18 protein-coding genes are annotated in these 22,396 nt (G+C 69.2%); 6 read left to right on the top strand and 12 right to left on the bottom strand.

Annotated elements, in window-relative coordinates:
- Positions 1-236 precede the first annotated feature (236 nt).
- The 9 genes from U4012_RS06435 to U4012_RS06395 form a co-directional block, all read right to left on the bottom strand.
- Entirely contained in the window at positions 237-746 is a 510-nt protein-coding gene (locus tag U4012_RS06435; protein ID WP_321797029.1) for an SRPBCC family protein, read from the bottom strand.
- A 33-nt stretch (positions 747-779) separates the two neighbouring features.
- The gene (locus U4012_RS06430; RefSeq protein WP_124522837.1) at positions 780-1,412 is read right to left on the bottom strand and encodes a LolA family protein; all 633 of its coding nucleotides are present in this window, start codon (positions 1,410-1,412) and stop codon (positions 780-782) included.
- Positions 1,409-1,822 carry a quinol oxidase gene (locus U4012_RS06425; protein ID WP_124523360.1) on the bottom strand — a complete coding sequence of 138 codons (414 nt, stop codon included), beginning with the start codon at positions 1,820-1,822 and terminating at the stop codon, positions 1,409-1,411. The genes U4012_RS06430 and U4012_RS06425 overlap by 4 nt, the downstream gene beginning before the upstream one ends.
- 28 nt (positions 1,823-1,850) lie before the next feature.
- The gene (locus U4012_RS06420) at positions 1,851-2,636 is read right to left on the bottom strand and encodes an anti-sigma factor family protein (RefSeq protein ID WP_415749081.1); all 786 of its coding nucleotides are present in this window, start codon (positions 2,634-2,636) and stop codon (positions 1,851-1,853) included.
- Entirely contained in the window at positions 2,636-3,151 is a 516-nt protein-coding gene (locus tag U4012_RS06415) for a sigma-70 family RNA polymerase sigma factor (protein WP_044846302.1), read from the bottom strand. Before U4012_RS06415 ends, U4012_RS06420 begins: the two co-directional genes overlap by 1 nt.
- A 46-nt stretch (positions 3,152-3,197) precedes the next feature.
- Positions 3,198-3,557 (bottom strand): hypothetical protein, encoded by a 360-nt coding sequence (locus U4012_RS06410; protein WP_124488735.1) that lies wholly within the window; start codon positions 3,555-3,557, stop codon positions 3,198-3,200.
- 278 nt (positions 3,558-3,835) lie between these two features.
- Positions 3,836-6,346 carry a hypothetical protein gene (locus U4012_RS06405; protein ID WP_321797022.1) on the bottom strand — a complete coding sequence of 837 codons (2,511 nt, stop codon included), beginning with the start codon at positions 6,344-6,346 and terminating at the stop codon, positions 3,836-3,838.
- Between the two features lie 481 nt (positions 6,347-6,827).
- Positions 6,828-8,072, bottom strand: coding sequence for an FAD-binding oxidoreductase (locus U4012_RS06400; protein WP_321797020.1), 1,245 nt, complete (start codon positions 8,070-8,072; stop codon positions 6,828-6,830).
- A 67-nt stretch (positions 8,073-8,139) separates the two neighbouring features.
- Positions 8,140-8,919, bottom strand: a complete 780-nt coding sequence (locus U4012_RS06395; RefSeq protein WP_044844134.1) for an ABC transporter substrate-binding protein — start codon at positions 8,917-8,919, stop codon at positions 8,140-8,142.
- Between the two features lie 380 nt (positions 8,920-9,299).
- Here U4012_RS06395 and U4012_RS06390 point away from each other — a divergent pair, with 380 nt between their 5' ends.
- The 5 genes from U4012_RS06390 to U4012_RS06370 all read left to right on the top strand — a co-directional run bounded on the left by U4012_RS06390 (position 9,300) and on the right by U4012_RS06370 (position 14,899).
- Positions 9,300-10,262 (top strand): ornithine cyclodeaminase family protein, encoded by a 963-nt coding sequence (locus U4012_RS06390; RefSeq protein WP_044844133.1) that lies wholly within the window; start codon positions 9,300-9,302, stop codon positions 10,260-10,262.
- Entirely contained in the window at positions 10,259-11,053 is a 795-nt protein-coding gene (locus U4012_RS06385; RefSeq protein ID WP_321797018.1) for a transcriptional regulator, read from the top strand. Before U4012_RS06390 ends, U4012_RS06385 begins: the two co-directional genes overlap by 4 nt.
- Positions 11,054-11,525: 472 nt before the next feature.
- A complete protein-coding gene (locus U4012_RS06380; RefSeq protein ID WP_124488730.1) occupies positions 11,526-12,260 on the top strand; it encodes a DsbA family oxidoreductase in 735 nt (244 codons plus the stop codon).
- Positions 12,261-12,387: 127 nt separating this feature from the next.
- The gene (locus U4012_RS06375) at positions 12,388-13,827 is read left to right on the top strand and encodes a DHA2 family efflux MFS transporter permease subunit (RefSeq protein WP_321797015.1); all 1,440 of its coding nucleotides are present in this window, start codon (positions 12,388-12,390) and stop codon (positions 13,825-13,827) included.
- A gap of 283 nt (positions 13,828-14,110) precedes the next feature.
- Positions 14,111-14,899, top strand: a complete 789-nt coding sequence (locus U4012_RS06370; protein WP_044844146.1) for a sulfite exporter TauE/SafE family protein — start codon at positions 14,111-14,113, stop codon at positions 14,897-14,899.
- 381 nt (positions 14,900-15,280) lie between these two features.
- Here the strand turns inward: U4012_RS06370 and U4012_RS06365 are convergent, their stop codons facing one another.
- The 3 genes from U4012_RS06365 to U4012_RS06355 form a co-directional block, all read right to left on the bottom strand.
- Entirely contained in the window at positions 15,281-17,116 is a 1,836-nt protein-coding gene (locus U4012_RS06365) for a S10 family serine carboxypeptidase-like protein (RefSeq protein ID WP_321797012.1), read from the bottom strand.
- Between the two features lie 611 nt (positions 17,117-17,727).
- Positions 17,728-19,818, bottom strand: a complete 2,091-nt coding sequence (locus U4012_RS06360) for a D-(-)-3-hydroxybutyrate oligomer hydrolase (protein WP_321797010.1) — start codon at positions 19,816-19,818, stop codon at positions 17,728-17,730.
- A gap of 240 nt (positions 19,819-20,058) precedes the next feature.
- Positions 20,059-20,424 (bottom strand): BON domain-containing protein, encoded by a 366-nt coding sequence (locus tag U4012_RS06355; RefSeq protein ID WP_044844127.1) that lies wholly within the window; start codon positions 20,422-20,424, stop codon positions 20,059-20,061.
- A gap of 450 nt (positions 20,425-20,874) precedes the next feature.
- Here U4012_RS06355 and U4012_RS06350 point away from each other — a divergent pair, with 450 nt between their 5' ends.
- Complete coding sequence (locus tag U4012_RS06350; RefSeq protein WP_124488726.1) at positions 20,875-22,326, top strand: TAXI family TRAP transporter solute-binding subunit; 1,452 nt, start codon at positions 20,875-20,877, stop codon at positions 22,324-22,326.
- Positions 22,327-22,396: the final 70 nt, after the last annotated feature.

Below are 22,396 nucleotides of genomic sequence, written 5' to 3'. Positions count from 1 at the left end.
GCCGGAGGTTTTTTCGTGCGGGGCAGACCGGCGAGAAAACGGGGATAAATCAAAAAAGATCATTCAAAACAATCACATACACGTCAACCTCGCACACCGGGAGCGGACGGGATACGGGATATCCCGACCATCGCCCCAATTTGACACGGGGCAGGCACCGAGTTCCCGCGGTCGTCCGGTATCGCATGAAAAGGGCCGCTCGGACGCCAAGGAGGCCGGGACAGAACGCGAGATCGTCACATGTCCGGACAGCCGGCGACCGGCTGGAACGTCCGGCCGTCGGTCTCGACCGTCGCGCCCAGCCGGCGCGCGAGCCCTTTCGCGCCTTCGCGCATCACGACGTCGTGATTCCAGGCGAACAGCGGGCGCGCGACCGGCTCCAGCCAGTTCATCCAGCGCTCGCGCGCGCGGATGTGCCAGTCGTAGCGCACGACGGTGCGCGTGCCGTCGCCGGCGAACGACCAGCGGCCGTCGCCTTCGATCGCGCCGCTCGCGCGGCCTTCGAGCACATGCAGCCGCTCGACGCGCAGCACGCGCATGTCGAAGGTCAGCCGGTACGGCAACGCGCCTTTCCACGTGTAGCGCTGCAGCGCGCCGACGCCGCGCGCATCGCCGGGTTCGATCTCGACGGTCCGCACGGCGCTCTTCCACCAGTCGGGCCAGCGATCGACCTGGTAGATCGCGTCCCAGACCGCCGCGAGCGGCGCGTCCACGCGCCACGTCGTCGAAAACCGGTATTCCGCCATGCTGCCTCCGGCATGAGTCGTCGGGATCAGGAATCAGGGGGAGAAAAAGCGGGCGGGAAACGCGACGTCGATCTCGACGTCGTCGAGCGTGACCGTCTCGAGCGGCGCGCCGTCGTCGTCCGCGAAGCTGACCACCTTCAGCGGAAAGCCGTCCTCGGTGTCCAGCCACAGACGATAGCGATGCACGCCGTCGACCACGTGCGCGGGTGCGCCCGTCACCGACACGCGCAGCGTGGTGCGGCCGCCGACGGTTTCCTGGCCCTCCGTCACCGTCGCACCGCCCTGCTGCAGCGCATGCACGTTGCGCAGCAGCACGCCGACGTCCGACCGGTCGACGCGATGGCCGCTGCGATTGCGCAGGAGCGGATTGGACGGCGACAGCGTCAGCGCGGGCAGCGCATGCTCGCCGAACGGGCGCAGCCGGACCTTGCCGTCGCCGGGATCGTACGCGAGCACCGCGCCGTGATGCGGCGACACGAAGTCCATCCGGACGAAACCGGGTTTCAGGTACGCATAGTGGAATTCGGCGTGCTCGCCGCTTCGCGCCGACGAGCGGATCGTCGCGCGGTACGAGTGGACCTGGTCGAAATGCGTCTGCGCGACGGTCACGGGGTCGGCTGTCATGCTCGCTCCTATCAGGCTCGCGGCCAGCAACGCGGCGATCATGGCGCCGCCTCGACGTCGAGCACGCCTTCCATTCCGCGCTCGCGATGACTGCGCAAGAACAGCAGCCGATGCGTGCAATAGTAGGCGAAGCGGCCGGGCGCCGTCGGCGTGAAGCGCAACGTGCGCGGCGTTGTGCCAAGTTCGGTGCGCACCGCGATGCCGGCCTGCGGCGCGTCGATCGCGAAACTGTGCGGCACGACGCCCGGTTCGGCCGATACGGTCAGCTCCACCGGCACGTGCGCGCGGACGATCACGTGGTTCGGGCGAAAGAAATAGCTGCCGCCGACGATCGCCACCCGCTGCACGCCGTCGGCGTCGACCGGCACGCGCACCGGGGCATCGCCGTCCGCCCGCGCGAGCCCGGCGCATGCCGCGAGCGCCACCGTCACCATCGCCACCTTCGCGTTCATCATTGGCTCCCTGCCGATACCGCGTGCATCATCCCTTCCACGCGTCGGTCGGCCCGCCGAGCGCGCCGCATGCCTCGATCGCGAGCTCGCGCAGGCGTCGTTCGTCGGCGCGCCCGGAGAGCGCAAAACCCATGCCGCGATCCGACCAGAAATACGTATGGCGGCCGTCGGCCGACATCGCCTGGGGCGCGAAACGCCGCGCGTCGTAAGCCGTCATGTAGAGCGTCACGCGCTTGCCGTCCGCGCGCTGGTACATGAGTTGCGCCGCCGGCCCCGCGTCGCCCGGCAGCAGCCGGCCGCCCAGCAATGCATAGCCGTATTCGTCGAGCGACGGCGCGCGCACGGGCCGCCCGAGACGCGCGGACAGCCACGCGGCAAGGCGCGCCGGATCGCGTGCGTCGACCTCGACCGGATGCTCCCGCTCGGCCGCGTACACGGCGTAAGCGACGTCCGCGCGTGCGGCGAATGCCGGCTCGGCGCCGAACGTCGTCCAGCCCGCGTGCAGCGCGATGCCGATCACCAGCCCGGCCGCCAGCCCCGCGAACGCATAGGCAAGGCCACGCCAGCGCGGCGCGCGCCGCTGCACGAACAGCGCGGGTGCGGCAGCCGGCAGCGGGAACAGCGCGTGCAACGCATCGCGCTGCGCGCCGTAATGCGCGAACCGGTCGGCCTCCCGCGGATCGGCCCGCAGCCGCTCGAGCACCTCGCGGCGCTCCTGCCCGGACAGCTCGCCGTCGAGCAGCGCCGACAGCAGCTGGGCCGACACGGCATCGTCCCGATCGTTCGAAGGTTTGCGCGGATCGTCGTCGTCCATCATGTCTTCCCGATCACCCGTAACGCGGCCGCGCCGTGCGCCGGCGGCTCGCCGGACAACAGCGCACGCATCTGTTCACGCGCCCGTGACAGCCGCGACATCACCGTCCCCACCGGCACGCCGAGCACCTGTGCGGCGTCGCGGTAACTCAACTCCTCGAGCGCGACCAGCAGCAGCACCTCGCGCTGCTCGACCGGCAGCCTGTACAGCGCGCGCTGCACGTCGCGCAGCAGCAGGCCGCCGATCTCGTCGTTCGGCGCGGCCATCGTCTGCCATGGCGCGGTCGCATCGTCGACCGCGATCTCGCGCCGCGCGCGCAACTGGTCGATGAAGCGGTGGCGCAGCAGCGTCAGCAGCCACGCGCGCAGGTTGCCGCCGTCACGCGGCGGCCGGTTCAGCGCGCGCTCGAGCGTGTCCTGCACGAGATCGTCCGCCCAGGCCCGATCGCCCGTCAGCGCGCGCGCATACCGGGTGAGATGCGGCAGCCACACCAGCAGGTCCGATTCGTAGCTCATCCGGATGCCTTGCGCGTCGCCGCGCCGTCAGCCCGTCAGTCCGTTCTCAGGGGCGCGCAACGTGCCACATGCCGCCGACGCCGTCACCGCCCGCGTCACCGGCCTTGTGGTCCATCTTCCAGCGGTATAGCGGACGGCCGCGGTACGCCCATTGCTTCTTGCCGTCGTCGCGCGTGACGAGGCTCAGTGCGCCCGACGCCTTGTCGTATCCGTCGGCGAGCGCCGGCGGCCAGTTGGCCGCGCAGGTGCCGGTGCACGTGCTCTTGCCCGGCGCGTCGTGATCGAACACGTACAGCGTCATGTGATCTTCGTCGACCAGTTTCCCGTCACCGGCCTGCGGCGGCTCGGCGGCCGCGGGCCGCACGATCGCGGCCATCAGCGCGATGGCGAACAGCATCGTCTTCATTCCCGTTCTCCTTGGCATGGCATCGCGGCACGGCGGCGCCGGACGGGACGTCGACTACGTCATGACCATTATCCCGCTGTCCGGCTGCGCCGCGACTCGGTAAGTAAACGGACGAATCCGGCCGGTTATTCCATTCCGCCCCGCAATTCAGTGCCATTCCTCCCGTGAGACAGACCGGGAACCCCAAAAAAAAACGCGGCATGACATTGCTGTCATGCCGCGTTGTGCGACCCGTTGCGCGCGGCAGGCGATGAACCGTCGCCGCGCGCGCCGGCCGGTTACCTCGGCAATGCGCCCGTCACCGCCTGCAGCAGCGTCGACACCGGTGCGAGCGGGTTGTTCGCCGAGTTGTTGCCCGAGTGCGGCGTGACCGACAGGCTCGGCGTGGAACCCAGCGCCGTGCCCAGCGTCGTGCCGGCCGCATTGACGACCGTCGCCGTCGCGTTGCCGCCCGTCGACAGCAGCGAACCGGCTGCCCCCGCCGTGCTGCCCGCCGCGCTCGCGCCCGAGCCGAGCAGGCTGCCGCCCGCTGCAGCCGTCGAACCGGCCGCGCCCGACAACGCGCCGGCCGCCTGCCCGAGGGCCGCCGGACCGTTCGCCAGGGCCCCCGTCACCGAACCGAGCGCACCGGTCAGCGCGGCGGCCGGGTTGCTGCCGCCGGTCAGGCCGCTGACGAGGCTCGTGATCGGCGCGATCGGGCTGCTGCCGCCTGCGCCCGACAGCGTGCCGACGACCTGGTTCACGACGCCCTGCACCGGCGCCAGCGGGTTCGTGCCGCCGAGGCTGCCGAGTGCGCCCGTCACCGAACTGACCGCGTTGCTCAGTGCGCCGGCCGGGTTGCTGCCGCCGAGCGTACCGACCACCTGGTTCACGACGCCCTGTACCGGCGCCAGCGGGTTCGTGCCGCCGAGGTTGCCAAGTGCGCCCGTGACCGAGTTGACCGCGTTGCTCAGTGCGCCGGCCGGGTTGCTGCCGCCGAGCGTGCCGACGACCTGGTTCACGACGCCCTGTACCGGCGCCAGCGGGTTCGTGCCGCCGAGGTTGCCGAGTGCGCCCGTGACCGAGTTGACCGCGTTGCCCAGTGCGCCGGCCGGGTTGCCGCCCGTCGGCAGCGCGTTTTGCAGGCCGCTGACGAGGTTCGTGATCGGCGCGATCGGGCTGCCGCCGCCGGCGCCCGACAGCGTGCCGACGACCTGGTTCACGACGCCTTGTACCGGAGCCAGCGGGTTCGTGCCGCCGAGGCTGCCGAGCGCGCCCGTCACCGAGTTCACAGCGTCCGTCAGTGCGCTGGCCGGGTTGCCATTGCCGAGCGTGCCGGCGAGTTGCGTGACGGCGCCTTGCACCGGGGCCAGCGGGCTCGACGCGCCACCGATGTTGCCGAGCGTACCCGTGATCGTATTGACCGCGTTGCTCAGCGCACCAGCCGGATTGCCGCTGCCCAGCGTGCCCGTGACCTGGTCGACGACGTTCTGGATCGGCGCCAGCGGGTTCGTGCCGCCAACGTTGCCGAGTGCACCCGTCACCGTGCCGAGAGCGCCGGTCAGTGCGCCGGCCGGGTTGCCGCCGCCAACGTTGCCGAGTGCACCCGTCACCGTGCCGAGAGCGCCGGTCAGTGCGCCGGCCGGATTGCCGCCGCCGACGCTGCCGAGCGCACCCGTCACCGTGCCGAGAGCGCCGGTCAGTGCGCCGGCCGGGTTGCCGCCGCCAAGCGCACCTGTTACTTGATTCACCACGCCCTGAACCGGCGCCAGCGGATTCGCGCCGCCGCCGACGTTGCCCAGTGCGCCCGTCACCGTACCGATTCCGTTACTCAGCGTACCCGTCGCCGTATTGAGCGCGCCGGTCAGTGCAGCAGCGGGGTTGCCGCCACCGAGCGCTCCCGTCACTTGATTGACGACACCTTGAACCGGCGCCAGCGGGTTCGACCCGCCACCGACGTTACCCAACGCACCCGTGACCGTACCGAGGGCGCCGGTCAGCGCGCCGGCCGGGTTGCCACCACCGAGCGCCCCCGTCACTTGATTGACGACACCTTGAACCGGCGCCAGTGGGTTCGACCCGCCACCGACGTTACCCAACGCACCCGTGACCGTACCGAGGGCGCCGGTCAGCGCGCCGGCCGGGTTGCCACCACCGAGCGCCCCTGTCACTTGATTGACGACACCTTGAACCGGTGCCAGTGGGTTCGCCCCGCCACCGACGTTACCCAACGCACTCGTGACCGTACCGAGAGCACCAGTCAGCGCGCCGGCCGGGTTGCCACCACCGAGCGCCCCCGTCACTTGATTGACGACACCTTGAACCGGTGCCAGCGGGTTCGCACCGCCGCCGACGTTACCCAGCCCGCCCGTCACCGTGCCGACCGCATTGCTCAACGTCCCCGTCGCCGTATTCAGCGCGCCGCTCAATGCACCGGCCGGGTTGCCGCCACCGAGCGCTCCCGTCACCTGGTTCACCACGCCTTGTACCGGCGCGAGGGGCGTCACCGCGCCGCCACCGCCGCCGAGCGCGCCCTGCAGCGCGTTCACCGCGCCCGACAACGCCTGCGCCGGATTGCCCAGCGACGTCTGAATCGCGCCGGCCCCACCCGTCGCAACGGTGACCGAACCCAGCGGCGACGTGCCGGTCGCGGCCAACCCGATCGATACGCTGTTGGTCGGCGGATTCACGACGACTTGCGGAATCGGCAGCGCATCGAGCGGCCCGGCGACAGCCGAACCGGAAACCAGTACCCCGAACACCGTCGTGACCGACAGCGCCACACCCGTCAATTTAAAGTTTTGTCTCATCCTTACCCCATCTCGTTGGCACTACGTTGATAAAGCATGGGGATGGATTGCACGAAGTGTGCCATCCGGATAAAACGGATTGATTCGTTGGCCTATTGCAAGCCAATAACGGTTTTATATGGATTTCTGGGTAAATAAACGGGTCGCGCAGCCGCAATCATCTGACGATAAATGTGTCAGGAGCGCGGATGTAACGTAACGTTTGCGAGGCCGGAAGTAACGTGTTCCGGTACATCCCGGGTCACATCGGAACGTCCGTTGCGAAACGTCGCCGGATGACCCAGACGGACCGCCTGTGCTTCGCATTTCATCTTCATGAAAATGCATTAATAAATCGCGTGTTTTCTGTTTTGCTTATTTCGCGATTTCTTTCCGCTCAATTGCGCGGATCCTTTCCGGCTGCAAGACTTCACACAATACGGACAGCCGAATGAAAAACTATGACGGCCGCACACGCGGCGGCCGTCGTATCGCAACGGGTTCAGCCGAAGCGCGCGGGCCGGTACGGATGGGGATCGATGAAGGTCGGGGCGCCCGTCATCATCTCGGCGAGCAGACGCCCGGTCGCGGGGCCGAGCGTGAGCCCGTGGTGACAGTGGCCGAACGCGAACCACAGATGACGATGGCGCGGCGCAGGCCCGATCACGGGCCGCATGTCGGGCGTGCACGGCCGCATCCCGAGCCACGGCGCCGGATCGAGCCGCTCGCCGATGCCGAACGCGTCGCGCGCCAGCGGCTCGGCACGCGCGAGCTGCACGCTGGTCGGCGGCGCGCCGCGCAACGCGATCTCGACGCCGGTCGTGAGCCGCAGGCGGCCGCCTTCCATCGGCGCGACGACGAAACCCTCCTCGGTATCGCACACGGGCACGTTCAGCGGCGCGCGGGTCGGCCGGTAATGCATGTGATAGCCGCGCTTCGCGCGCAGCGGAGTCCGGTAGCCGAGCGGCGCGAACACGTGATCGGACCACGGCCCGAGCGCAACCACGGCCGAACGGGCCGCAATCGGCCCGTGCTCGGTATCGACCTGCCAACCGTCGCGCACCTGCGCGAGCGTCGTCGCGTCGCCGCGTACGAACGTGCCGCCGTCGCGCTCGAACAGCCGCGCGTACGCCTTCGTGAGGCCGCCGGGGCTCGACACCGTCTTCGGGTCCTGCCAGTGGAATGCGCCGCAGAACGCGTCGCCGATGCCGGGCTCGCGTTCGCGCAACGCGCGCGCGTCGAGCACACTCATCCGCAACCCGTGCGCGTCGGCTACCCGCTGCTGCGCGCGCGTTTCCGCGTCGAACAGCGCGGGCGAACGGAACGCCTCGATCCACCCGCCGTCATGTACGAGCGGCTGCGCGTCGGTGCGCGCGAGCAGCGCGTCGTGCTCGACGACGCTCGCCGCAACGAGCGGCAGCATGTCGCGTGCGGCGGCCGCGAGCCGCTGCGGCGACGATTCGCGCCAGAAACGCGCAAGCCAGCCCGCATACGCAGGCAATGCTTTGTAGTCCCAATAGAGATCGACCGAGCGGTTGCGTGCGTAGCGCAGCAGCGTGCCGAGCCGGCGCGGGAACGCGTACGGCACGACCGACGAGCGCTCGATCAGCCCCGCATTGCCGTGGCTCGTTTCCTCGCCGGGCGCGCGCCGGTCGACGAGCGCGACACGCAGCCCGCGATCCTGCAGATGCAGCGCCGACGACACGCCGACGATGCCGGCCCCCAGAACGATGACGTCGAAATCCATGCTTCCCCGTACTGCGTCGAGATTCGGTGCGACGCGCGCCGGCACCGCGGCCGGCGCGCGGCCTGGCTTACTTCGCGACGATGTCGCGCTTGAAATACTTCTGCGACAGCGCGCTCAGCGTGCCGTCCTTCTTCAGCGCGTCGAGCGCGCCGACGATCTTCGCCTGCAGCGCCTTGTCGCCCTTGCGCAACCCGAAGCCGGTGCCTTCGCCGAGCGTCGCGGGATCCTTCAGCGGCTCGCCGACGATCTGGTAGTCGCGGCCGGCCGGCTTGTCGAGGAAACCGTCCTGCGCGGTCTGCGCTTCCTGCACGGCCGCGTCGAGACGACCGGCGACGAGATCGGCATAGATCTGGTCCTGGTCCTGATAGGACACGACGTCCACGCCCGCATTGGCCCAGTGCGCCTTCAGGAAATCCTCCTGCGACGAGCCCTGCAGCACGCCAACGTGCTTGCCGCGCAGGCTCGCGGTATCGGGCCGCAGCGGCGAGCCGCGGTGCGCGACCATCACGATCGGCACCACGTAGATCGCCGGCGTGAAATCGATGCTCTGCTTGCGCTTCGCGGTGATGTTCATCGCCGAATTGATCGCGTCGAACTTGCGCGCCTGCAGTGCCGGGATCAGCCCGTCGAACGCATTCTCGACCCACACGCACTTCATGTTCAGCTTCGCGCAGACGGCATTGCCGACGTCGACGTCGAAACCCTGCAGCTGGCCGGCCGGCGTCTTGCTCTCGAACGGCGGATAGGCGGCTTCGATCCCGAAGCGCAGCGTGGTCTGTTCCGCGTGGGCGGTGACGGCCGCGCACGCAAGCGCCGCGACGGCGCAGAGGGAAAGCTTCCAGTTCATGACGATGTCCTTCGATTCCGGATTGAGGCGATGAAGACCGTTCGCGCGACGCCGTCGCCGGGCGCCGGATCGGCATGCGATGCATGCCGGCCGCCGGGCGGCAACATGTCGGTCCGCACGTGAAATATAGACTCTTAGTCTACTATAGACTATAGGGGATACGATAATCGCAGCCTCGCTGCTGCCCATCGAGATTCCGTCGATTCCGAAAAATGCCTTTGATTCATCGATGTTTTTTCGACTGACAGCGGCCCGGGCCAGCTCCGAAAAGAAAAATCCACCCGACTTCTTTTGTCTATATTAGACTTTTAATCCATCACGAACACCGCCGGACGACCGCTTTCGAGACTGTCCTGTCCGGCCCCGACCGGAGAAGTTCCATGACGCAACCCGCCCCGACCCTGCCGCTGACCGTCGACGAAGCCGCGGTGCGCGCGGCGCTGCCGTCGCTCGACGTGCTCGGCACGCTGCGCCGCATGTTCGCGTCGCTCGCATCGGCCCGCGCGGTGCAGCCGCCGCAAACCCTCACGCTGTTCCCCGAGCAGGCCGGCGATTTCATCACGTATCTCGGCGCGCTCGCCGACGAGCAAGTGTTCGGCGCGAAGCTGTCGCCATACGTCGTGACGGGCGGCAAACCGATCGTCACGGCGTGGACCGCGCTGATGTCGATGCGCACCGGCCAGCCGCTGATGTGGTGCGACGCGGGGCTGCTGACGGTCGAGCGCACGGCCGGCACGACGGCGCTCGCGGTCGACTGCCTCGCGCCGCGCGATGCGCGCCGGCTCGCCGTGATCGGCGCGGGCGCGGTGGGCCTCGCACATCTGCGCCATACGGCGGCATTGCGCGACTGGGCATCGATCAGCGTCCATTCGCCCGCGCTCGCCGGCGACCCGGCGCTGCAGGCGACGCTCGCGCGGATCGATCCACGCGCCCGTGCGGCCGCCAGCGTCGAGGCGTGCGTGCGCGACGCGGACGTCGTGATGCTGTGCACGTCGTCGGGCACGCCGGTGCTCGCCGACGGCATGCTCACGCGCCCCGCGCTCGTCACGTCGATCAGCACCAACGTCGCGCGCGCGCACGAGATCCCGCCGGCATGGTTGCCCGACATGGACGTGTACTGCGACTACCGGCACACGACGCCCGCGAGCGCGGGCGAGATGCAGATCGCGGCGGCCGGGCACGGCTGGACGCCGGAGCGGATCGTCGGCGACCTGCCCGCGCTCGTCGCAGGCACCTGCGCGGCGCCGTCGCGCACGCGTCACGCGTTCTTCCGCTCGATCGGCCTCGGGCTCGAGGACATCGCGATCGCACACGCGCTGTACATGCATCTGACGCGCGCATGAGCGGCACGCGCGCGCGGGGCCGATACAATGGCGCAACCGCCGCGGCGGCAGCGCGGGGGCGCACGGGCGAGCTGGTCGACGGCACGCCGGCGCGCCGTGCCGACGCACCGCCCGGCCCCCGCTCACCCGAGATGGCGATTCCGATGCGCAAGAAGCAATCCCCCGTCAAAGACCTGCTGCTCACCCGCTACGCACCGATCGCCGACGGCATCGCGGCGCTGTTCTTCCCGTACGCGGAAGTCGTGATCCACGACCTGCACGACCAGACCGTGCTGTACCTCGCGAACAACCTGTCGAAGCGCGAGGTCGGCGACGATTCGGCGCTCGAGGAAATCGATCATTCGGCGCGCGAGCGCGTGATCGGCCCGTACGAGAAACTGAACTGGGACGGCCGGCGCATGCGTTGCGTGAGCAACGTGCTGTTCGACGACGAAGGCCGGCCGGCCGGGATGATGTGCATCAACTTCAACATCGCGGTGTTCGACGACGTCCGCGCGACGCTCGACGTGTTCATCAAGGGCGCGGGCATCGTCGCGCAACCGGACGAGCTGTTCCGCGACGACTGGCAGGAGCGCATCAACACGTTCCTGCACGGCTGGCTGCGCGAGCGGCAGGTCGGCCTGAACGGCCTCACGCGCGAGCACCGGCGCGAGCTCGTCGAGGCGCTTTATGCGGAAGGCGCGTTCCGCGGCAAGAGCGCCGCGAACTACGTCGCGAACGTGCTCGGGATGGGGCGCGCGACCGTCTACAAGCACCTGAAGCATCTGAAGGAAACGCAGGGCGACGTGTGAGCGACGTGTGCTGCGGGCGTGGTTGCTTGGTCGCCTGGTCGCTTGGTCGCCTGGTCGCTTGGTCGCTTGGTCGCTTGGTCGCTTGGTCGCTTGGTCGCTTGGTCGCCTGGTCGCCTGGTCGCCTGGTCGCCTGGTCGCCTGGTCGCCTGGTCGCCAAGCTTGCGGCCTTCACTGCTCCCCGCTCGCCGTTCGCCGTTCGCCGTTCGCCGTTCGCCGTTCGCCGTTCGCCGTTCGCCGTTCGCCGTTCGCCGTTCGCCGCTCCCCGTTCACCGTTCACCGCTCCCCGTTCACCGCTCCCCGCTCCCCGTTCACCATCACTGACATCAGCCCCGCTACCGGTTCGCGCGGTCCGTGACTATGCTTCGTGATACGTCAGGGGCCGGCCCGTTCCACGCGGGCCAGCCCACGGCGAAGCGTCGAAGCACAAAATGCTATAGTCCCGGTTACATTTATTTGCCGCCCCGGACCACCCATGACGACCACCCCCGCCCCGACTGCCCGCCCGATCCTGACCGTCGAAATCTGGTCCGACCTGATCTGCCCGTGGTGCTGGATCGGCAAGCGCCGCTTCGACGAGGCGCTCGCCGCATTCGCGCACGCGGAGCACGTCGACGTCGCGTTGCGTGCGTACCGGCTGATGCCGGGCCAGCCGGTCGAACCGGTGGAGGCGATGCTCGCCGGCAAGTACCGGATGTCGCCCGCGCAGGTCGACCAGATGTTGCGCCAGGTGACCGACGCGGCAGCGAGCGTCGGGCTGAGCTACGACCTGCCCGGCACGTTCGTCGGCGACACGCTCGACGGCCATCGGCTCGTGAAGCTCGCGGAAGCCACCGGCCGCGCCCATGCGCTGACCGAGCGCCTGTACCGCGCCTATTTCTGCGAGCACGGCTCGCTGTTCGACCATGCGGCGCTGATCGACTTCGCGGTCGAAGCGGGGCTCGAGCGCTCGGCCGTCGAAGCCGTGCTGCGCAGCGATGCATACCGTGACGAAGTCGAGGCCGACATCGCGCGCGCCGCGCAGATCGGCGGACGCGGCGTGCCGCTGTTCGTGTTCGGCGGCCGCTACGCGGTATCGGGCGCGCAGCCGGCCGACGTGTTCGCGCAGGCGCTCGAGCAGGCATGGCGCGACGGCGCCATCGTCGAATTCGCCGGCGACGACGCCGCCGCATGCGGCCCCGACGGCTGCGAACTCCCGCCGCGCGGATAACGTCCGGCGCGGCGCGACACGCGCCGCCGCTACGCGTCGCTCCTGCCACAAACCGGCAGGAAGCGCACGCGAACGACGTCTACAATTCAGCCTTTCAAATAACGATCTGAGAGAAGGCTGCCAGCCCATGACCCACGGGATCCACGGCGAGAAGCGCTGGTACGCGCTGATCGTCCTCTGCCTCGGCGTGCTGATGATCGTGCTCGACAGCACGATCGTGAACGTTGCGCTGCCGTCGATCAGCACCGACCTCCATTTCACCGAGACGGCCCTCGTGTGGGTCGTCAACGCCTACCTGCTGACGTTCGGCGGCTGCCTGCTGCTCGGCGGCCGGCTCGGCGACCTGTACGGCCAGCGGCGCATGTTCCTCGCGGGCCTCGTCGTGTTCACGCTCGCGTCGCTCGCCTGCGGCCTCGCGCAATCGCAGACGATGCTGATCGCCGCGCGCGCGGTGCAGGGCTTCGGCGGCGCGATCGTGTCGGCCGTGTCGCTGTCGCTGATCATGAACCTGTTCACCGAGCCAGGCGAACGGGCGCGCGCGATGGGCGTCTACGGTTTCGTCTGCGCGGGCGGCGGCAGCATCGGCGTACTGCTCGGCGGGCTCTTGACGAGCACGCTGTCGTGGCACTGGATCTTCCTGGTCAACCTGCCGATCGGCATCGCCGTCTATGCGATGTGCATCGCGCTGCTGCCGCGCCTGCGCGCGCCGGCCGGCGCCGCGCGGCTCGACGTCGCGGGCGCGATCACCGTGACCGCGTCGCTGATGCTCGCGGTCTACGGGATCGTCGGCGGCAACGAGGCCGGCTGGCTGTCTACGCAAACCGTCGTGCTGATCGGCGCGGCCGTCGTGCTGCTCGCGCTGTTCGTCGCGATCGAGGCGCGCGTCGCGCATCCGCTGATGCCGCTCACGCTGTTCGCCGCGCGCAACGTCGCACTCGCGAACGTGATCGGCGTGCTGTGGGCGGCCGCGATGTTCGCGTGGTTCTTCCTGTCCGCGCTCTACATGCAGCGCGTGCTCGGCTACGGACCGCTGCAGGTCGGGCTCGCGTTCCTGCCGGCGAACCTGATCATGGCCGCGTTCTCGCTCGGGCTGTCGGCGCGGATCGTGATGCGTTTCGGCATCCGCGGCCCGATCGCCGCCGGCCTGCTGATCGCGGCGTGCGGCCTCGCGCTGTTCTCGTGCGCGCCGGCCGACGGCAGCTTCGTCTGGCACGTGCTGCCGGGCATGACGCTGCTCGGCATCGGCGCGGGCGTCGCGTTCAATCCGGTGCTGCTCGCCGCGATGAGCGACGTCGATCCGGCCGATTCCGGGCTCGCGTCGGGCATCGTCAACACCGCGTTCATGATGGGCGGTGCGCTCGGCCTCGCCGTGCTCGCGAGCCTCGCGGCCGCGCGCACCGATGCGCTCGCGGCGGCACACGCCTCGCCGCTCGACGCGCTGAACGGCGGCTACCACGCCGCGTTCGCGGTCGGCGCCGCATTTGCGGCCGCGGCCGGGCTGCTCGGCCTCGCGCTGCGCATCCGCCGCCAGGACGCCGTTGCGGGCGCCGGCCCCGCGATGCATTGACGGCCGTCCGGCCTGAATCGGGGAGAGTTCCGCCCCTCCGCGCCGCACCCGATGGCCCGCCATCGGCGTCGCAATCCGGCAACGCCGGCACGCCACCCCGCCCGGCCCGGCGCCTGTTCAAACGTTCGTTTGACGCGCCGCGAACGGCCCGTCCGGCGGGCCTCCCCGGCCGATTTTTAACGTAGTCGTACACCGAAGCGCCACTTTTGCGACAATGGCAGACTTTGATGCGCGCGCCGCGGCCGCGCGCCGCCGCCGAACGCCGCATAACCGCCTGCTTCCGATGTCGCTTCCCCATATCGATCTGCTGTACTCCCTGTCCGGCCTGTTCGTCGGCGTTCTCGTCGGCCTGACGGGCGTCGGCGGCGGTTCGCTGATGACGCCGATCCTCGTGCTGCTGTTCGGCGTCCACCCCGCGACGGCGGTCGGCACCGACCTGCTGTACGCGGCCGCGACCAAGGCCACCGGCACCCTCGTCCACGGACTGAAGGGGTCGATAGACTGGCGCATTACCGGCCGGCTCGCGGCCGGCAGCGTCCCGGCCGCGGCCGTCACGCTGTGGCTGCTGCACACGCACGGGATGAACTCTCCCGGCACCGCGCGAATGATCCAGCTGGTGCTCGGCATCGCGCTGCTGCTCACGTCGCTCGCACTGATCTTCCGGCCGCAGTTGACCGCGCTCGCCGCGCGCAACCCGCTCCCGCCGAATCCCGCGCGCACGTTCTGGTCGACCGTGCTGACGGGCGCCGTGCTCGGCGCGCTCGTGTCGATGACGTCGGTCGGCGCCGGCGCGATCGGCGTCACCGTGCTGTTGCTGCTGTACCCGCTGCTCGCGACCGCGCGCATCGTCGGCTCCGACATCGCGCACGCGGTGCCGCTCACGCTCGTCGCCGGCATGGGCCACTGGCTGCTCGGCTCCGTCGACTGGTCGATGCTGCTGTCGCTGCTGCTCGGCTCGCTGCCCGGCATCGTGCTCGGCAGCCTGTTGTCGGCGCGCGCGCCCGAGCGGCTTCTGCGCAACCTGCTCGCCTCGACGCTCGTCGCGGTCGGCGTGCGGCTCGTGCTCGCGTAAGCGGCACGGCTGCCGCCCACCACGGCAGACATCGCCGTCTTCCCGCCCCTGATGGAAGAGATCGGCACGATTTGTCGGTGGAGAATTTCCGGCAAATCCTCGATACAGGGACGTGCATCCCCTTTCGAGGATCAAGCCGCTGCGAATGTCACGCGGATCCGACAACGCCCCGTCGGTCGACGACTCACGGGCACCGTGGAAGATCACAGCATCGCGAGCCGCATGCGCGATGTGATGCATGACCGGCAGCACGCGACGCCGGCACCCCCGCCGCAAAAAACAGCCCGACCGGCCTACGCCGATCGGGCTGTCGTCCATCCGGGGCCTCGCGAACTCGGGCCGCCCGGCCCACGGCCGGGCAGCGCAAGTCGCTCGCGATCCTTACTGCCCCTGCTGCTTCAACTGTTGCTGCTTCATCTGCTGCGTGCGCGCCTGCAGTTTCAGCACGCGCTGCAGCGCGGTACGGTTCGCGAGGATCCCGTCGTAGAAGTTGCCGAGATCGCCCTTCAGCGCGGTCCGCGACGCGTCGTTCAGGTAGATCATGTGGCCCGACGGATAGTTCTTGATCGTCAGGTTCTGCGCCTTGAGCGTCGGATCGAGCGGCATCTGCGCGAGCGTCAGCTCGGTCTGGTGGAACGGCGTGACCGCATCGAAGTAGCCGTTCGCCGACAGCACCTTCAGGTCCGGGTTCACGCTCATCGTCGCCGCGAGGTCGCCGGCCGTGTACAGCGTATTGCCGCCGCCCCTGTTCGCGCCGGTCGGGTCGGTGTGGCTGAAGTCCCAGTTGTTGAAGACCTGGTCGTTCAGGTCCACGAACGACGACGTCGACGTGTACTTGAGGTCGGTGTTGATGTAGCTGTTCCACAGCACCGTGTAAGCACCGCCGACGTTCGTGATCGACGGATCGTTGCTGCCCGAGTTCGGCAGGATGTACGGCGCGATGCCCTTGCCCGTGAAGTTCGCGCGACCGTCGTACTGGCCGATCTGCGTGCCCGGCACGAGCGTCAGGAAGAACGTGTACGGCGGGTTGTCGTCCGACGACGGCACGTTGCCGAGCGCGGCCGGGTTGCCGAACGTCTGGATCAGCGACGTCGGATCCGTGCCGATGTACGAACCCATCTGCTGCGCGGTCTGCAGGTTCAGGTTCAGCCGCACGTTCACGAAGCCGCCGTCCTGCGGGTTCGGCTTCTGCGCGAGCGGCGCGAGCGTGTTGTCCGCGTAGTTGCGGGCCTGCACCATGTATGCGTCGAGATCGGTCGGCGTCGGGTTGAGCGTCGTCTTCTTCCAGTAGAACGCGTCGGCCGCGAGTGTCGGGAAGGTACCCGGCGCGGACAGCGCATTCGCATAGTCGAGGATCGACGACTGCAGCGTGATCCCGTTCAGGTCGATGCCGTCCTCATGCAGCACCCACGACACGACCGCGCTGCGCGCGGTGCCGTACGACTCGCCGTACAGGAATTTCGGCGAGTTCCAGCGCGAGTACTTGGTCAGGTAACGCTGGATGAAGCGGTCGATCGAGCGCGCGTCCTGGTCGGTGCCCCAGAAATCCTTGTTCTTCGCCGGGGCGATCGCCGCCGAGTAGCCGGTGCCGACCGGGTTGATGAACACGAGGTCGGTGCGGTCGAGCAGGCTGTCCGGGTTGTCGAGCAGCTTGTACGGGGCCGGCGGCGTGAAGTTCGGGAACGACGACTGCAGGCGCTTCGGCCCGTACGAGCCGAGCAGCAGGTAGACCGACGACGAACCGGGGCCGCCGTTGTAGAAGAACGTGACCGGACGCGGCTTCGACGGGTCCGGATTGTCCTGCGTGTACGCGACGTAGAACATCTTCGCGTTCGGCGCCGACGTGATCGGGTCGATCGTGGTCAGGTGCCCGGTGGTGGCCGTGTACTGGACGGTCTTGCCGCCGATCGTGACCTGGCGGTGCACGACTGCGGCCCCTTCGGTCGAATCCGTGACCGCGTCGTTCGGCCCGGTGCCGTACACGTCGTTGTCGACGTACGGCTGGTCGGCCGGGACGGCGGCCGTTGCATTGGTGCTCGCCGACGTGCTGCCGTTCGACGTCGTCGCGGCTGCCGCGGTAGCGGCGGTCGGGCCCGACCCGTCGTCGCCGCCGCATCCCGTGACGAGCAGCGCCGCGGCCGCGGCTGCGGCGAGCGGCACGCTCAGCGTCGTTCCAAATAGCGCGAAACCGTCTTTCAAGGACTTCAGTGTCGTCATTATTGCCTCTCGAACAGAACGATAAATACCGCCGGTCGCAAAGGATCATTTGCGCCGGCGCTCCGCACCGGGAGCGCATTCGTTTTGCGATGCACCCCGAGTTTTTTACCGGATCGGCGAATACCGACCGGCATGATTTACCCCACCCATATTCCGCGATCGCGCAATGGAATCAATTCCATTGCAAACGACGATTCAATAATGCGCGGCACTGCGAATTCGCCCTCGCCATCCGCACGCGCGAGAAACCGCAAGCAAAAGCAGCCCCTGCAAAGGCTGCCAGACAAGGCGCCTTCGCTTCGAACAGACGAACGATTCCCTCGGCGAAATGCCGGTCAATCGCGAAAGGGCGACCAACCGCAACTCGAGCCGATTTAATAAAATCGAAAGGATCGATTAACTATACGGAAAGGAATATTGTCTTTACGGGAATTTATTAAATTAAGTTAAAATATCGGCGCATAATAGATTCCGGATTTTCCGCCGTAAAGCGATAATTTGTTACAGCGCATGCCGTTCGAACCAAGTGCAATGCGGGACCGATTCCAGCGGCTGAAAATAAAAAAGCCGGACGAGCGTCCGGCTTCCGTATCGCGGTGGGGCGGGTGCCGTCAGAGCGGCACATCGATCGCGCCCGCGCCGGCCGTGATCGCGTTCGCGCCGGGGGACGCCGAGATCGGCGGCAGGTTCGCGCTCGTCAGCGCCGGCGCGGCGCCCGGCGTGCCGCCGCGCGGCAGCGTGCGGACCACCTGTGACGGCGGCAGCGCGGCACCGTTCTTCAGGTGCCGCCACATCAGGTTCAGCGCCTGCAGGTTGTAGTAGTGGACCGGCACGAAGCGCGTGTCGAAGCCCGCGACGGGCAGGAACGCATCGAAGTGCTGCCCGTTCGTCACCTCGTAGAACACGAGCTGGCTGCGGCCGCCTTCACTGATGCCGTTCTGCGCGACGTACGCGCGCGACGCGTGATTCACGGGCACGAGCGCGTCGCTGCGGCCCTGCACGATGATCGCCGGCTTGCCCTGCAGGTTCGCGTTCACGCGCACCGCATCGACATTCGCCGGCATGTCGAGCATCCCGTTGGTCCACAGCTGGCGCAGGCACAGCGCGCCCGCGAAACTCGCGTCGGGCGTCGCGAGCCGGTGGTCGACACCCGCGCCGGTGTTGAACACGAGATTGACGCCTGCCGTCGGCGGCACGCCGTTGCCGAGGCCGAACACGGCCGGCATCGGCGACGCGGCGGGCGGCGCCACCGCGCCCGTCGCCGCATTGGTGGTCGCGAAGCTGAAATTGCACAGGTTGTCGGTCACGCGCGAGCGCGTGTACGCGTTCGCATAGGTGACCGCGATCGCCGGAATCGCCTGCGAATCCCACATCGGCGCCTGCAGCAGGTCGGAATCCGCGAGATAGCCGGCCGCGTGCAGTTGCGCGAGCGCGTCGGCGGCCTGGCTCTGCGTATCGGCCCCCGACACGAACCCGGCCGCGGCGAGCGTCGCGCAGCGCTGCGTGCGGATCGACTGCGTGGTGGCGGCCGGCAGCGCGCTCAGGTACGGCGCGCCCGCGAGCGACGACGACGCGGCCGCACACGGCTCCAGCAGGTTCGCGAGCGTCGCGTAGTCGGCCAGCGGCCGGCCGAACGACGGCACCGGCTGGCCGCCCTCGCGCACGACCGCGTTCGGCGCCATCCGCACGTTGACTTGCGGCTCGCCGACCACGACCGCGGTAATCCAGCGGCGCGTGTCCTGCTCGGCCGCCGCGAGCGCCGCGCCGCCGCCGTTGCTGACGGACGCGGCGATCGTCGTGATGTCGCCCGGGCGGTAGCGCACGCCGTGATGCGAGCTGTCGACGAGCGGCCCGAACTGTTCGTTGAGCGCCCAGTACGCGAATTCGACCGCCTGCAGCGTCGCGTGCCCCCAGTCCTGCTCGGGATTCTGTTGCGAATGCGCGTGCTTGAACGCGTAGCGGTTCGGGAAGCGGCTGTTGAACGCGGCCAGGTCGCTGCTCGTCACATTGGCGGTAAAGAGACTGGCATTGCCGGCGAGCACCGCGTCGGCGAGCGTGCCGTCGATCAGCGTGATCGTGTCGGTGCCGAGCTCGTGCGCGCCGTTGCCGCCGCCCTTGTCGTTGTACGCGACCGCGCAGCCGCGCTTGAGGCCCCACTCGCCGGCCGCCGAGATCGCGCCGTACACACCGCGCGAACCGGACGACGTCGCGGTGACGATGCACGGCTGCGCGGGATCGAAGCTCGCGGGCACCTGCACGAGCAGCGTCACGTTCTTGCGGCCGCTGCCGTCGTCGGAATACGCGAGATATTCGGTGCCGGGAATCTTGCCTTCGCCGAGCGTGTCGTTGCCGTCGAGGTCGACGTTCGGTCCCCAGAAGCGGCCGTAGCCGCCGTTGGCGCTCATGTCGACGAGCGCGCGGTAGTTCGACCAGATCGCGAGCCGGCGCAGCTCGGCGCTCGTCGGCCGCGACGGATTCGCGAACGCCGGCGCGGTGGCGGCGGCGAGGCCCGTCTTGCCGAGACCGGCCGTCAGCAGGTCGTCGCCCGTACCGTCGTAGGCGGTGGTGCGCACGCTGCCGGACACGAACCCGGGCAGCCGGTTGCGTTCGGACGACTCGTCGTCGTTGCAGGCGCCGAGCATCGTGACCGCGGCCAGCGCCGCGCCCCAAAGAATCCGACTGCCCCACCCGTGCGTTGTCATTGCCGCCCTCTCGATATCGTTATCGGTGCGCCGCTGCGTCGTGCCCGGCTCGCGGCCTGTCGAGAAAACGCCGGGCCGCCCAAGGTTTTCCGCCCCGAAGGAAGTTTCCTTGGGGGACGCCCGCTCGGGGGCCTGGCGCGAAGCGGCGGGCCCGGGGGCATTCGAAAGTGCAAACGGGCCCCGGCACGCCGGGGCCCGCGTGAAAGCGGGCGCGCGGCGCTGGCGCGCCGCCGCCCGGCATCATTGCTGCTGAACCGTCAGCTTGTTCGTGACCGACGTCACGCCCTTCACGCCCTTCGCCGCCTCTTCCGCCTTGTCGATCTGTGCCTGGTCGGGCACCGTGCCCTCCAGCGAGATCGCGCCGCCCTTCGAGCGCACGACGATGTTCGCCACGTCGATGCCGCCTGCCTTCGTAATGGCCTTGCGCACCGCATAGCCGAGCTGGCGGTTGGCCTTCTTCGCGGTCTTGGCCGCCGCCTTCGGCGAGCTCGCTGCCGCGGCCGGCGCTTCGGTCGCCGCCGCATCGCTCGACTGCGCGTACACGCTGCCCGTCAGACAGGCCGCCACGGCCGCAACACCCAACGCTCTCAACACGATCGACTTCATGCTATCTCCTTGTAACTCCGGAACGGCCGTGCACAGTACGGCCGGATACCCCCAAAGGCAGCCGGCCCGCGCGCGAACGGGCGGGACGGCCGATGATTTCCACGGCGATGCGAGAGAGGCGACACGGGCCGGCGGCCGGCGCGCGCGTATGCGGGCCGGCCGGGCCGGACAGCCGCCGGCCGGGCGCGCCCGGTCTCATAACGTGCCGGGTCGCGCGCGAATCGGGCGCGGCTGCGTCGCACAATGTAATCCAGCGCCCGCGGAAGCGCAAAGCTTTTGACGCGTGGCCGCCCGCCAACCGCCCGCGCGCGCGCGTCCGCCGCCGCGCGACGGCGCCGGACTCGCGCACGCCGGGCGAAACCGGGTACCATCGCCGCCAGAACGCGCATCGCATGCCTTGTCCGCGACGGCCGTCATCGCTGCGTCACGCCCGTATCATTCGCCGACTCCATGAAGCCAGCCCGCCCCCGCCCGCCCCGCCGCATCCTCGCCCGCTTCGTCGCGGTGTCGTGGCGCGACCTCGCGCTGTCGATCGGCCCCACCGTGCTGCTCGCGGTCGCGGCGGTCTGGTTCGCGGTCAAGCTGATCCAGCCGGCGCCGCCGTCCACGCTCGTGATTTCGTCCGGCCCGCCCGGCAGCACCTACTGGAACGCCGCGCAGAAATACAAGGCGATCCTCGCGAAGAACGGCGTCACGCTCGACGTCCAGTCATCCGAAGGATCCGCGCAGAACCTCGCGCGGCTGTCGAATCCGGACGCGCCGGTCGACGTCGGCTTCGTGCAGAGCGGCATCGGCCCGAAGGAGCGCGATGAACACCTGGTCTCGCTCGGCAGCATCGGCTACGTGCCGCTCGCGATCATGTACCGCGGGCCGGTGGTCGCACGCCTGTCCGACTTCAAGGGCAAGCGGCTCGCGCTCGGCGCGGAAGGCAGCGGCGCGCGCGAATTGAGCCTGGCGCTACTGAAGATGAACGGCATCGTGCCGGGCGGCTCGACCGAGCTGCTGCCGACCGCCGGCGAGGACGCCGCGGCCGCGCTGCTCGACGGCAAGATCGACGCCGCGTTCCTGTCCGGCGACTCGACGCAGATCCCGGTGATGGCGAAGCTGTTCCGCGCGCCCGGCGTGCACGTGTACTCGTTCACGCAAGCCGAGGCCTACGCGCGGCGCTTTCCGTACCTGACCGCGATCACGCTGCCGATGGGCGTCTACGATCTCGGCCTCAACCTGCCGCCCGCCGACATCCACACGGTCGCGCCGACGATCGAGCTGGTCGCGCGCGATACGCTGCACCCCGCGCTGTCCGACCTGCTGATCGAGGCCGCGCGCGAAGTGCACGGCCACGCGACGATCCTGCAGCACGCGGGCGAATTCCCGTCGGCCGTCACGCGCGGCTTCCCGCTGTCCGACGACGCGGGGCGCTATTACAAGTCGGGCAAGTCGTTCCTGTACCGGCGGCTGCCGTTCTGGGTCGCGAGTCTCGTCGACCGGCTGCTCGTCGTCGTGGTGCCGCTGATCGTCGTGCTGATCCCCGGGCTGCGGCTGGTGCCGTCGCTGTACGGCTGGCGCGTGCGTTCGCGCATCTACCGCTGGTACGGCGCGCTGATCGCGCTCGAGCGCCGCGCGCTCGGCGAGCATACGGCCGAAGAGCGCGTCCAGCTGCTCGACGAACTCGACGACATCGAGGAAGCCGTGAACCGGATGAAGATGCCGCTTGCGTACGCGGGGCAGTTCTACGTGCTGCGCGAGCACATCGGCTTCGTGCGCGAGCGGCTCACCGCGCACGATCACGACGTCGCATCGGGCACGCCGGGCACACCGGGCGCCGGCGGCCGTGCAGCGGCGCGCGGCGGCGCGGCGGCGCCGGCCGGCGAGCCCCCCCGGGCGACTCCCGGTTCCGCATGAGCGGCCGATCCGCGATCATTGCTGCATCCGCGCGGTTGCATCCGCGCGCCGCCACGTAACATGAAGGCCG

Source organism: Burkholderia sp. BCC1988 (genome assembly GCF_905339895.1).
Taxonomy (GTDB): Bacteria; Pseudomonadota; Gammaproteobacteria; order Burkholderiales; family Burkholderiaceae; genus Burkholderia.
Note: the sequence above shows the minus strand (reverse complement) of the source record. Positions and strands in the feature narration are given on the sequence as shown.

Bases quoted from the DNA above. Each gene is read 5' to 3' on its own strand.
- U4012_RS06435 (WP_321797029.1), bottom strand. From the start codon at position 746: ATGGCGGAATACCGGTTTTCGACGACGTGGCGCGTGGACGCGCCGCTC.
- U4012_RS06355 (WP_044844127.1), bottom strand. From the start codon at position 20,424: ATGAAGTCGATCGTGTTGAGAGCGTTGGGTGTTGCGGCCGTGGCGGCC.
- U4012_RS06420 (WP_415749081.1), bottom strand. From the start codon at position 2,636: ATGGACGACGACGATCCGCGCAAACCTTCGAACGATCGGGACGATGCC.
- U4012_RS06370 (WP_044844146.1), top strand. From the start codon at position 14,111: ATGTCGCTTCCCCATATCGATCTGCTGTACTCCCTGTCCGGCCTGTTC.
- U4012_RS06430 (WP_124522837.1), bottom strand. From the start codon at position 1,412: ATGATCGCCGCGTTGCTGGCCGCGAGCCTGATAGGAGCGAGCATGACA.
- U4012_RS06425 (WP_124523360.1), bottom strand. From the start codon at position 1,822: ATGAACGCGAAGGTGGCGATGGTGACGGTGGCGCTCGCGGCATGCGCC.
- U4012_RS06375 (WP_321797015.1), top strand. From the start codon at position 12,388: ATGACCCACGGGATCCACGGCGAGAAGCGCTGGTACGCGCTGATCGTC.
- U4012_RS06365 (WP_321797012.1), bottom strand. From the start codon at position 17,116: ATGACGACACTGAAGTCCTTGAAAGACGGTTTCGCGCTATTTGGAACG.
- U4012_RS06385 (WP_321797018.1), top strand. From the start codon at position 10,259: ATGAGCGGCACGCGCGCGCGGGGCCGATACAATGGCGCAACCGCCGCG.
- U4012_RS06405 (WP_321797022.1), bottom strand. From the start codon at position 6,346: ATGAGACAAAACTTTAAATTGACGGGTGTGGCGCTGTCGGTCACGACG.
- U4012_RS06360 (WP_321797010.1), bottom strand. From the start codon at position 19,818: ATGACAACGCACGGGTGGGGCAGTCGGATTCTTTGGGGCGCGGCGCTG.
- U4012_RS06395 (WP_044844134.1), bottom strand. From the start codon at position 8,919: ATGAACTGGAAGCTTTCCCTCTGCGCCGTCGCGGCGCTTGCGTGCGCG.
- U4012_RS06415 (WP_044846302.1), bottom strand. From the start codon at position 3,151: ATGAGCTACGAATCGGACCTGCTGGTGTGGCTGCCGCATCTCACCCGG.
- U4012_RS06410 (WP_124488735.1), bottom strand. From the start codon at position 3,557: ATGAAGACGATGCTGTTCGCCATCGCGCTGATGGCCGCGATCGTGCGG.
- U4012_RS06380 (WP_124488730.1), top strand. From the start codon at position 11,526: ATGACGACCACCCCCGCCCCGACTGCCCGCCCGATCCTGACCGTCGAA.
- U4012_RS06390 (WP_044844133.1), top strand. From the start codon at position 9,300: ATGACGCAACCCGCCCCGACCCTGCCGCTGACCGTCGACGAAGCCGCG.
- U4012_RS06350 (WP_124488726.1), top strand. From the start codon at position 20,875: ATGAAGCCAGCCCGCCCCCGCCCGCCCCGCCGCATCCTCGCCCGCTTC.
- U4012_RS06400 (WP_321797020.1), bottom strand. From the start codon at position 8,072: ATGGATTTCGACGTCATCGTTCTGGGGGCCGGCATCGTCGGCGTGTCG.